This window comes from Brevundimonas sp. KH_025 (genome assembly GCF_057839885.1).
Window position 1 is genome coordinate 1501765 of the sequence record NZ_CM174501.1, and the last position, 11382, is coordinate 1513146.

The 11382-nt window shown below is 68.5% G+C and carries 9 protein-coding genes; 7 read left to right on the plus strand and 2 right to left on the minus strand.

What is annotated here, in order from left to right:
• The first annotated feature begins 50 nt into the window (after positions 1-50).
• Complete coding sequence (locus tag AC3IS2_RS07525) at positions 51-1976, plus strand: peptidylprolyl isomerase (RefSeq protein ID WP_489200030.1); 1926 nt, start codon at positions 51-53, stop codon at positions 1974-1976.
• Positions 1973-3514 carry an anthranilate synthase component I gene (gene trpE / locus AC3IS2_RS07530; RefSeq protein ID WP_489200031.1) on the plus strand — a complete coding sequence of 514 codons (1542 nt, stop codon included), beginning with the start codon at positions 1973-1975 and terminating at the stop codon, positions 3512-3514. The genes AC3IS2_RS07525 and trpE overlap by 4 nt, the downstream gene beginning before the upstream one ends.
• Here trpE and AC3IS2_RS07535 read toward each other — a convergent pair.
• A complete protein-coding gene (locus AC3IS2_RS07535) occupies positions 3511-3699 on the minus strand; it encodes a hypothetical protein (protein WP_489200032.1) in 189 nt (62 codons plus the stop codon). The genes trpE and AC3IS2_RS07535 overlap by 4 nt on opposite strands.
• A gap of 109 nt (positions 3700-3808) precedes the next feature.
• Between AC3IS2_RS07535 and AC3IS2_RS07540 the strand changes: the two genes are divergently transcribed.
• The 4 genes from AC3IS2_RS07540 to lexA all read left to right on the plus strand — a co-directional run bounded on the left by AC3IS2_RS07540 (position 3809) and on the right by lexA (position 7794).
• Entirely contained in the window at positions 3809-4399 is a 591-nt protein-coding gene (locus tag AC3IS2_RS07540) for an anthranilate synthase component II (protein WP_489200033.1), read from the plus strand.
• A 2-nt stretch (positions 4400-4401) separates the two neighbouring features.
• Positions 4402-5439, plus strand: a complete 1038-nt coding sequence (gene trpD, locus AC3IS2_RS07545; RefSeq protein WP_489200034.1) for an anthranilate phosphoribosyltransferase — start codon at positions 4402-4404, stop codon at positions 5437-5439.
• On the plus strand, positions 5436-6233 hold the full coding sequence (trpC, locus tag AC3IS2_RS07550; protein WP_489200035.1) for an indole-3-glycerol phosphate synthase TrpC: 798 nt from the start codon (positions 5436-5438) through the stop codon (positions 6231-6233). Before trpD ends, trpC begins: the two co-directional genes overlap by 4 nt.
• 868 nt (positions 6234-7101) lie before the next feature.
• The gene (gene lexA, locus AC3IS2_RS07555; RefSeq protein WP_178826469.1) at positions 7102-7794 is read left to right on the plus strand and encodes a transcriptional repressor LexA; all 693 of its coding nucleotides are present in this window, start codon (positions 7102-7104) and stop codon (positions 7792-7794) included.
• Here lexA and AC3IS2_RS07560 read toward each other — a convergent pair.
• The gene (locus tag AC3IS2_RS07560) at positions 7775-9751 is read right to left on the minus strand and encodes a ComEC/Rec2 family competence protein (RefSeq protein WP_489200037.1); all 1977 of its coding nucleotides are present in this window, start codon (positions 9749-9751) and stop codon (positions 7775-7777) included. The genes lexA and AC3IS2_RS07560 overlap by 20 nt on opposite strands.
• 196 nt (positions 9752-9947) lie before the next feature.
• Here AC3IS2_RS07560 and gltX point away from each other — a divergent pair, with 196 nt between their 5' ends.
• Positions 9948-11363: a glutamate--tRNA ligase gene (gene gltX / locus AC3IS2_RS07565; protein ID WP_489200038.1), complete on the plus strand. Its 1416-nt coding sequence runs from the start codon at positions 9948-9950 to the stop codon at positions 11361-11363.
• Positions 11364-11382 lie beyond the last annotated feature (19 nt).

Below are 11382 nucleotides of genomic sequence, written 5' to 3' on the forward strand. Positions count from 1 at the left end.
ATAGGCGAGCGTGGCGCCCTTTCGACGCCGGCCCTCGTCAGGTTCTGTAGATGATCTCGCTGTTCCGCAACTTCGCCAAATCGAAATGGGCTGCGGGCCTGTTCGCCCTGCTGATCCTCAGCTTCCTGATTGTGGGCGCGCAGTCTGACGTCTTTTCGAGCTTCGGGCCGAAAAACGTGATCGACGCGGGCGACCGCAGCATCAGCGCCCAGCAGTTCCGCGGCGATTTCGAGCGCGTTCGCGCCAACCTGCAGGAACAGGCGGGGCGCCCCGTGTCGTTCGACGACATGGTCAAGGAGAACATCCACACCCAGTACCTGGAAAGCCAGACGCAGCGCCTGGGCTTCCTCGCCTGGGCCTGGAACGCCGGCATCCGCCCCGGCAAGGAGCTGGTGCTGAAGCAGATTCGCCAGATCCCCGCCTTCTTCAACCAGGTCACGGGCCAGTTCGATCAGGACCGTTATGAGCAGGCTCTGGCCGCCCAGGGCATGACCTCGGAAATGCTGGAGCAGGACCTGCGCGACCAGTACGTCGCCAGCCAGTTCGGCGCAGGCGTCTTCGCCGGCGCCCGCGTGCCGCGCATCTACGGCGCCCTGCTGGCCGGCCAGGCGCTGGAGACGCGCGACGGTCGCTGGTTCTCCGTGACCCAGGCGATGGCCGGCTCGGCCTCCGCCCCGACCGACGCCCAGCTGACCGCCTTCCTCAATGAGAACGCCGCCCAGCTGCGTCGTCCCGAATTCCGCATGATCTCGATCGTGCTGTTCAACGCTGCGCCCAACAGCCAGCCGGCGCCGATCACCGAAGAACGCATTCGCGAACGCTTCGAGTTCCGCAAGGCTGCCCTGTCGAACGCCGAGAAGCGCACCTTCGTGACGCTGACTGCCCCGAACAAGGAAACCGCCGACCGCATCGCCGCCGCCCTGCGCGCCGGTCAGACGCCGGCCCAGGTCGCCGCCGCCAACAAGATCCAGCCCGGCGAGTATGTCGACACGCCGCAGAGCGCCCTGGGCGACCCCGCCGTCGGCGCCGCCGTCTTCGCCCTGCCGGTCAATCAGGTCTCCAACCCGATCCAGGGCCGCCTCGGCTTCACCGTCGCCAAGGTGACGGCCGTCACCGCCGGCGCGCCGGCCACGCTGGAAAGCGTCCGCAACGCCCTGGTTCAGGAACTGCGCGCCGAAGACGCCAAGGGCGAGACCTACGCCAAGGTCGAGAAGTACGAAAAGGCTCGCCAGGACGGCAAAAACCTGGCCGACGCCGCCCAGTCGGTCGGCGCGCGTCTGGTGCAACTGCCGCCCTTCACCGCTGACGGCCGCCTGCCCGACGGCCAGCCGCTGAACGCCCCGCGTCAGATCTTCGAGTCGGCCTACGCCCTGTCCAAGGGCGGCGAGAGCGAGATCATCGACGCCGGCGAAGGCCAGTACTTCGCCGTTCGCCTCGACGACATCCGCCCCGCTTCGCTGCCGACCCTGGCCGAAGTCCGCGCGCCGCTGGCCCAGCAATGGACCCTGCGCGAGAACGCCCGCCGCCTGTCCGCCAAGGCCGAGGAACTGGCTGGCCGCGTCCGCGGCGGCGAGGACATCGCCAAGGTGGCCGCTTCGGCCGGCGCTCAACTGACCACCCGCACGGCCGTGCAACAGAGCCGCGACAGCCAGACCCAACTGGGCGAAGGCGTGCTGCGCGGCCTGTTCGGTCAGGGCAAGGGCCAGGTCTTCACCGGCGCCCAGTCGGAAACCAGCTTCGTGGTCGGCCACGTCGACGCCATCCACGGCGCCGTCCCCGCCTTGGCCGCGCCTCTGGTCGAACAGGTTCGTCCGCGCCTGACCCAGGCCATGGCCAACGCCATGGTCGAGCAAAGCTTCACCGCCGCCGCCGCGCGGATGAAGGCCAAGAACGACCCGGCCGCCGCGATCACGGCGCTCGGCATCGAAGCCCCCGCGGCCGCTCCGGCGGCTCCGGCCGCGCCCGCCAAGAAATGAGCGCAGGCGTCGGACAGGAAGCTGAACGCGCTGCGTTTGTTTCGGGCCTGAAATCAGGCCGCCCCCAGGTCGTCGTGCGTCGCTTGATCGACGACCTGGAGACCCCCGTTTCGGCCTTCCTCAAGGTCGGTCACGGGCGGCCCTACGCCAGCCTGCTCGAGTCGGTCGAAGGCGGCGCCGTCAACGGCCGCTATTCGATCGTCACCCTGGCCCCCGACGTGGTCTGGCGCTGCCGTGACGGCAAGGCCGAGGTCGCACGCGGCGAGGCCGTGCTGGCCGATCGCTTCACCCCCGAAGACCGGCCCGCGCTGGACTCCCTGCGCGCCCTGATCGCCGCCACCCGGTTCGACCTGCCCGACGACCTGCCGCCCATGGCCGCCGGCCTGTTCGGCGTCTTCGGCTACGACATGGTGCGGCTGCTGGAGCCGTTGGGTCCGGCCAATCCCGACCCTCTGAACCTGCCCGACGCCGTCATGGCGCGCCCGTCGCTGGTCGCCATCTTCGATTCGGTGAAGCACGAGATCGTCCTGGTCGCCGCCGCCTATCCCGACAGCGGCGCCGACGCGGACACGGCCTTCTCGGCGGCCCTAGCGCGCCTCGATGACTTCGAGGACCGCTTGCGCAGCCCTCTGCCGATCCAGCGCGAGGCCGAGCCGGTTCCGGCCCCCGCCTTCCGCTCGCCCGTCGACGCCGCCGGTTTCGACGCCATGGTGGCCCGGGCCAAGGACTACATCGGCGCCGGCGACATATTCCAGGTCGTGCTGGCCCATCGCTTCTCGGCGCCGTGGAGCCAGGACCCCTTCGCCTTCTATCGGTCGCTGCGGCGCGGCAATCCGTCGCCCTATCTGTTCTTCCTCGACTACGTCGATTTCCAGCTGGCCGGCTCCAGCCCGGAGATCCTGGTCCGGTTGAAGGACGGCCGCGTCACCATCCGTCCCCTGGCCGGCACCCGCCCGCGCGGCGCCACGCCCGAGGCGGACAAGGCGCTGGAGGCCGAACTTCTGGCCGATCCCAAGGAGCGGGCCGAGCACCTGATGCTGCTCGACCTCGGCCGCAACGACGTGGGCCGCGTGTCGTCGCCCGGCTCGGTCGAGGTGACGGAAAGCTTCGTCGTCGAACGCTACAGCCAGGTCATGCACATCGTCTCCAACGTGCACGGCGCGGCCGATCCCAAGCTGGACGCGGTCGATACGCTTCTGGCCGCCCTGCCCGCCGGGACCCTTTCGGGCGCACCCAAGGTGCGGGCCATGGAGATCATCGACGAGCTTGAGACCGAGAAGCGCGGCGTCGGTTACGGCGGCGGCGTAGGCTATATCTCAGCCAATGGCGAAGCGGACATCTGCATCGTCCTGCGCACCGCCATGTTCGCCCAGAACCAGATCTTCGTTCAGGCCGGCGCCGGCGTCGTCGCCGACAGCGATCCTGCCGCCGAGTACGCCGAGACCCTCGCCAAGGCCCGCGCCCCGATGAAGGCGGCCGAGGATGCGTGGCGATTCACCGCGACCACTCGCGGCCAGGGCGCCGACGGCTCAGTCTAAGGATTGGAAACCGTGGAACCCTGGTCGAACGACACGCCGGGGCCCACGACCATGGTCCCCGCCAGCAACACCGCCGTCGTCGCGGCGAAGGCCGCCGCCGCCAGCAGACGCAGCGGTTTCGGCTGCTCTATGGGCGGCTCATTCAGCATGGCCCGGGCGTCGCGGATGGCGTTGATGGCGGTCAAGACGGATTTCTTCCGATGGCGATGCTCCTATATCGCGCGGACAGCTTAACGTCCGCTTTCATCTCGCCTCCGCTTGGCGCGTCCTCCCTCCCGTCCTAAGAACCCTGCCATGATCCTCGTCGTCGATAACTACGACAGCTTTACCTACAACCTCGTCCACTACCTCGCGGAGTTGGGCGCACAGACGCACGTCATCCGCAACGACGACCTGACGGTGGACGAAGCCTGGGCACTGAAGCCCGAAGCCGTGCTGCTGTCGCCCGGTCCCTGCGCCCCGGATCAGGCGGGCATCTGTCTGCCGCTGATCACGACCGCGCCGCTGGACATGCCCATCTTCGGCGTCTGCCTGGGCCACCAGGCCATCGGCCAGGCCTTCGGCGGCGAGGTGATCCGCGCCAAGACTCTTATGCACGGCAAGACCTCGCCTATCCTTCATGAGGGCCGCAGCGTGTTCAAGGGCCTGCCCTCGCCCTTCACCGCCACCCGCTACCACTCGCTGGCCGTGCGCCGCGAAACCCTGCCGGATGAGCTGGAAGTCACCGCCTGGACCGCCGACGGCGAGATCATGGGCCTGGCCCACCGCACCCGGCCGATCCACGGCGTCCAGTTCCACCCGGAGTCCATCGCCACCGAGCACGGCCACGACATGATCGCCAACTTCCTGGATCTGGCGGGCGTCAAGCGTCGGACGACGGTCTGATCATGGCCGACGGTTTCAAGCCTCTGCTGGCCAAGCTGGTCGACGGCCGCGTCCTGACGCCGGATGAAGCCCACGCCTTCTTCTCCGCCTGCCTGCGCGGCGAGCCGACCCCGTCACAGGTCGCCGCCGCCGTCACCGCCCTGCGCATCCGCGGCGAGACGGTGGACGAGATCGTCGCCTTCGCCAGCGCCATGCGCGACGCCGCCCTGTCGCTGGACCACCCCTTCGACGAGGTGATCGACACCTGCGGCACCGGCGGCGACGGCCAGCACACCTATAACGTCTCGACCGCCGCCGCCTTCGTCCTGGCCGGCGCGGGGCTCAAGGTCGCCAAGCACGGCAATCGCGCCATCAGCTCCAAGTCCGGCTCGTCCGATGTCCTGGCCGCGCTCGGCGTCAACCTCGACGCCACGCCCGCGCAACAGGCCCGCGCCCTGGATCAGGCCGGCATCGCCTTCCTGTTCGCCCCCACCTATCACGGGGCCATGCGCCACGTTGGCCCGGTCCGCGCCGAGATCGGTTTCCGCACGGTTTTCAACCTTCTGGGGCCGCTTTGTAATCCGGCGCATGCGACGCGGCAGGTCATGGGCGTCTATGATCCCGCCCTCTTGGAGCCTCTGGTCGAGGTCCTGGGCCGCCTCGGCGCGCGGCGCGCCTGGACCGTCCACGGTCAGGGTCTGGACGAACTGACCACCACAGGCCCGACCGAAGTGGCCGAGTGGAAGGACGGCGCCGTCCGCCGCTTCACCGTCACCCCCGCCGACGCCGGACTACCGCTGGCGACGTTGGACGATCTGCGCGGCGGCGACGCCGACTACAACGCGGCGGCGCTGAAGGCCCTGCTGGCCGGCGAACACAGCCCCTATCGCGACATCGTCGTGCTGAACGCCGCCGCCGCCCTGGTCGTGGCCGACCGCGCCGCCGATCTGCGTGAAGGCGCCGAACTGGCCGCTGCCGTCATCGACGACGGTCGCGCGGCTGCTGCGCTGGAAACCCTGGTGCGCGTCACCAACACTCCCATTGTACCTGAGGCCGCATGACCGACGTTCTGGCGAAGATCGCCGCTTACAAGCGCGACGAAGTCGCCGCCCGCAAGGCCGCGACCTCTCAGGACGCCATCGAGGCCCTCGCCCGCGAAGCCTCGGCCCCGCGCGGCTTCCGCGCCGCCCTGGAACGCGTCTCCGAGGATACCGGCCGGCCCGCCCTGATCGCCGAGATCAAGAAGGCCAGCCCGTCCAAGGGCCTGATCCGCGCCGACTTCGACCCGCCCGCGCTGGCCAAAGCCTATGAGCGCGGCGGCGCCACCTGCCTGTCCGTCCTGACCGACGGCCCCAGCTTCCAGGGCGACGACGCCTTCCTGGCCGCCGCGCGCGACGCGGTCGCCCTGCCATGCCTGCGCAAGGACTTCCTGGTCGATCCCTGGCAGGTGGCCGAGAGCCGCGCCCTGGGCGCCGACTGCATCCTCATCATCCTCGCCATGGTCGACAACGCCCTGGCCGCCGACCTGCTGGCCGAGGCCGAGCGCTTCGGTATGGACGCCCTGATCGAGACCCACGACGAGGCCGAAATGGCCCGCGCCTGCGCGCTCGGAGGCGACCTCGTCGGCGTCAACAACCGCTCCTTGCGCACCTTCGAGGTCGACCTCGACGCGACCGAGCGCCTGTCCATGCTCAGCCCCGTCAAGGCCCTGCTGGTGGCCGAAAGCGGCATCTTCACCCCCGACGACGTCCAGCGCGTCGCCGACGCCCACGCCCAGGCCATCCTCGTCGGCGAAAGCCTGATGCGTCAGGACGATGTTGAGGCGGCGACGAAGGCCCTGCTGTCGCTGAGCTAATGTCGGATATCGGCTTGGCCGGGGAACGTCCGCAGTCGACCCTTTGCGGACGTTTGCGCGCACGGCATTGAAGCAGAGTCTAGTTCTGCGTTTCGTAGGTGGCCGTCACCAAGACTTGGACGCGGTCCAATCTCGCGCCCGGCCCACTAGCCCGGCTGACGACCGCTGACAGGGACGGATCCGTCCGGTTCCGGAACGATGTCGTCGCCATATTGCCCCGCTCAGCTCGCTCAACCGTTTCCCAACGGCCCGCAAACTCTGCTGACGTAAGAACGGCTTCAACTACAGGCTGCAAATCTACATTTCCGCCGCCCGTGATGTGGCAGATGGGCATTTGGTCGGAGACGACCAGGACGTAGCCAGCGGCGTCCGTTGAGTTGATGCGCCAATAGCGGTTTCCGCGACGGAGTGGCGGGGGTGGAAGCGAAGCCTCATCGACCTGCGCAACCAGGCCCATCTTGTCGCCCAGCCCCACCGTAGACATGAAAGGTGCCGGGCCGTCGATCCAGCTTTCTGGGTTTAGAATCCATTCCTCACAGCCACGAAGGGCTCCAGAGAAGCCTTGTTCCAAAGCTGATTGCGCGTTGGCAACCGGAGCAGAACACGCTGCGAGTGCGGCGATGGAGACTGCGAGGGGTGTAATAGCTGAAGACCGCATACCTCACCGTGCGGCGCTGAAGTACCGCTGTCCACCTTTAGGCGACATCCAGAGGGACTGCTGTGAGTGGCAAAACCTCCTGCCGGCGGAAATCCCTCTGCCATTGGTTCGAGCGCCTGCGTCAGTTGAACGCGGTCGAGTTGACATTCAGCAAGAACACTTACAGAACATCGCTGACGGTTCACGCCTTGTTCTGGAAGCCTTGCGCCCATGCTCACCAAGAAGCAGCACGAACTCCTGATGTTCATTCACGAACGGATTCAGGAAACGGGCGTCTCGCCCTCCTTCGACGAGATGAAGGAGGCGCTGGATCTGGCGTCCAAGTCGGGCATCCACCGCCTGATCACGGCGCTGGAGGAACGCGGCTTCATCCGCCGTCTGGCCCATCGCGCCCGCGCGCTGGAAGTGACCAAGCTGCCTGAACAGGCCACGGCCGGCGCGCCGCGCGGCCACGCGGGCTTCAAGCCCGGCGTGATCGAGGGCGGCGGTCGTCCCAAGGCGGCTGAACCGGCCAACGACACCCGCGAACTGTCGATGATGGGCAAGATCGCGGCCGGCACGCCCATCGACGCCATCGAGCATGAAACCGCCCGCTATCCGGTGCCGGAAGCCATGCTGGGCGCGGGCGAACACTATCTGCTCGAGATCGAGGGCGACTCGATGATCGAGGCGGGCATCCTCAACGGCGACATGGTCATCATCAAATCGACCGCCGACGCCTCGTCCGGCGAGATCGTCGTGGCCCTGGTCGAGGGCGAACAGGCGACGCTGAAACGCCTGCGCAAGAAGGGCGCCTCCATCGCGCTGGAACCCGCCAACCGCAACTATGAGACCAAGATCTACGGCTCGGACCAGGTCGCGGTTCAGGGCAAGCTGGTCGGCCTTATCCGCCGCTATCACTGAAGTCGGGATCGGGCTGCCGCGTCCACGGCCGCTCGCCCCTGACCTCCGCCGCCCACACCGCCTTCCAGCCCGCCCCAACGCGCCACAGCTCAACGGAGCCGCCGCGTCCATAATCCACGCCGTCCAGCACCAGTCGTCCGGCGCATGAGGCGGGCAGCGACGCCAGCTCGGCCCGACTGCTGACGACCTCTGCCGCACGGCACATCGCCTCCAACTGCTCGCTCGACGGCGCCTTCTTGCCCCACCACAGGGCGACCGGCCCGGCCTTGCTGGTTTCCGGCGCGCAGGACGACCGCTTGCAGGTCCAGCCCTCGTCCGGCCTCGGGGTCAGCGTCAGCCCCCGCCGCCGCGACCACAGGTCCGCCGCGAACTGTCGCACGCCGGGGCGCACCACGACCGCCTCGCCCGCCTGATGAAAGGCCGCATTGGTCCCGCCGTCGCCGATCCACAGGTCAGGCGCGGCCGGGCGCGGCCAGACCAGCACCGCCGCCGCCAGCGGCAGACCGAGCCAGCGTAGCCGCCCCCGCCACAGGCAGATGAACAGGATACCGAGAAAGGCGACTGGCAAGGCCGCCGCCGGCGCGCTGGCCACCGTCTGCACCGCCCCCGGCAGCCCCGCCGTCCAGTGGCCGATGGCCAGCATCATCTCCACGCCCTTGCCCGCCAGCCACAGGAAGGGCGCGCCCACCCCCAACGGCTCCAGCGCAGCGCCCAAGGCCAACGCCGGCATCAGGATGAAGTCCGCAATCGGCGCCGTGCCCAGATTGGCGACCAACCCATAGACCGCCGTCCGGTTGAAATGCTGCATGGCGAACGGTCCCGTCGCCATGCCCGCCACCAGACTGGCGGTGCAGGCTGCCAGCAACCAGCTGCCCAGCCGCTGCGTCGCCACGATGGGCCAGGGCGCTGCAATCTCCTTGATCCGACGCGGCCAGACCTCGACCAGGGCCACCAGAGCCGCTGTCGCCGCGAACGACATCTGGAACCCCGGCGTGACGATGGCCTCGGGCTGCAGTAACAGCACGGCGAAGGCCGCCACCGCCAGGGCGTGCATGGTCACCGCCTGTCGGTCCAGCAGGATGGCGACAAAGGCGATGGAGGCCGTAATCGCCGCCCGCTCGGCCGGCGGCGGCGCGCCCGACACCACCAGATAGGTCCCGACCGCGATCAGACCCGCCACCGCCGCCACCTTCTTGCCCGACACCCGCAGCGCCAGCCACGGCCAGGCTGCGACGCCCAGCCGCACCGCGAAGAAGACGAAGCCCCCGACGATGGCCATGTGCAAGCCCGAGATCGACAGGATATGCGCCAACCCGGAATCGCGCATGGCGTCCAGATCCTCGCGCCCGATCCAGGTCTCATGCCCCGTGGTCATGGCGGCGGCGATCCCGCCCGTCCGCTCGCCCAGCCGCGCCACGATGCGCTGGGCCAAAGCATAGCGGGCCGCATTGACCTTCATCGCCACCCGCACCCGCCACGGCGGTTCAGGCAGGACCGTCGGCCGCGTCTGGCCCAGAGCGAACAACGTCCCGCCCATGCCCTGGAAGAAGGCGTTGCGGCCGAAGTCATAGGCTCCGGGACTGGCCGGCGCGGGCGGCGGGTTCAGAATGCCATAGAGCCGCACCGCCGTCCCCGGCGCCGGCGGCTCGCCCCGCACCGTGGCCCGCAGCCGCACCGGCGTCGCCTCGGGCGTCAGTCCCCTGATCCGCACCGGCGCCACGACGATTCGCGCGCCACGCTCGCCGGGGCTGTCGACATCCATGACCCAGGCCTCGACCACGGTCGGGCGAGCCATCGCCGGGGCAATCGGCCCGCTGACCGCCTCGGTCCGCAGCTTGGCCACCGCCGCCCCGCCGCACAGACAGGCCAGCATCAGCAAGATCAAGGTCCAGCGCCGCGCCAGTCCCAGCCGCCTCCCCGCCAGCCACATCCCGCCCGCCAGAATCGCCACAAACATCAGCAGCCATCCCGCCGGCTCGCTCCTCAGGACGAAATAGGCCGCGCACCCGCCGCCAAAGAAGACCGGCGCCCACAACCGCCACCGATCCGTCTGGTCCGCGACTTCATCGCGCAGAGCCTCAATAACCCTTACGGCAAGGCTTCGCTTTGGCGCGCGCGGGCGTATAAGGGCCTCCGCAACGGACCCCTCCTGAATGACCTCCCCCTCCTCGACAGTCGTCACCCGCTTCGCCCCCTCGCCGACAGGCTACCTGCATATCGGCGGGGCGAGAACCGCGTTATTCAACTGGCTGTACGCCAAGAGCCGGGGCGGGAAATTCCTGATCCGCGTCGAGGACACGGACCGCGAGCGTTCGACCGACGACGCCGTGAAGGCCATCTTCGACGGCCTGTCCTGGCTGGAGTTGTTCGGCGACGAGGAGCCCGTCTTCCAGTTCGCCCGCGCCGACCGCCACCGCGAGGTCGCCGAGCAACTGCTGGCCTCGGGACATGCCTACCGCGACTATCTGACCGCCGATGAAACCGGCGCCCTGCGCGACCAGGCCAAGGCCGAGGGGCGCGATTTCGTCTCGCCCTGGCGCGACCGCGAGCCGAGCGTCGACGACCTGGCCAAGCCCCACACCATCCGCTTCCGCCGTCCGCTGGATCAGGCCGTTGTGGTTGAGGATGCGGTTCAGGGCGCTGTGCGATGGGATTCGGCGTCTCTGGACGATCTGGTCATCCTGCGCTCGGACGGCGCCCCGACCTACAACCTCGCCGTGGTGGTGGACGACCACGACATGGGCGTGACCCACGTCATTCGCGGCGACGACCACCTGAACAACGCCGCCCGCCAGAGCCTGATCTATGACGCCCTCGGCTGGACCCGGCCGACCTTCGCCCACATTCCGCTGATTCACGGCCCCGACGGCGCCAAGCTCAGCAAGCGGCACGGCGCCCAGGCCGTGCATGAATACGCCGAGATGGGTTATCTGCCCGAGGCCATGCGCAACTATCTGGCGCGTCTGGGCTGGGCCCACGGCGACCATGAGCTGTTCAGCGACGAACAGGCCATCGAGTGGTTCGACCTGCCGGGAATCGGCAAGGCGCCCGCCCGCCTCGACTTCGACAAGCTGGCCCACGTCAACGCCCACTGGATCCGGCTGACCGAAGACGACCGCCTGGCCAAGCTGACCTTGGACGCCCATCTGGCGGCCGGCCGCGCCCTGCAACCCGACGACGAAGCCCGCCTGCTGCGCGCCATGCCCTTCGTCAAGGATCGCGCCAAGACCATCCTGGAACTGGCGACCCAGACCGAGTTCGCGCTGAAGGCTCGCCCCCTGGTTCTGGACGACAAAACCCGGACCCTGCTGGAAGGTGAAGGCGGCGAACGTATTTCACGACTCCGTGAACGACTCCGCCTTTTCCAGAGCTGGGACGTTTTCGCCCTCGAAGCCGAACTTAAGGTTTTTGCCGAGGAAGAAGGCGTAGGTTTCGGAAAAATAGGCCCTTCGATGCGCGGCGTCCTGACTGGCGGCTCTGTGTCGCCCGACATTGCGCGAATTCTGGCGGCCTTGGGGCGCGACGAAGGTCTGGGGCGCTTGGATGATGCGCTGCAACAGACTAAGTGATCACCCATAACCATGCAGG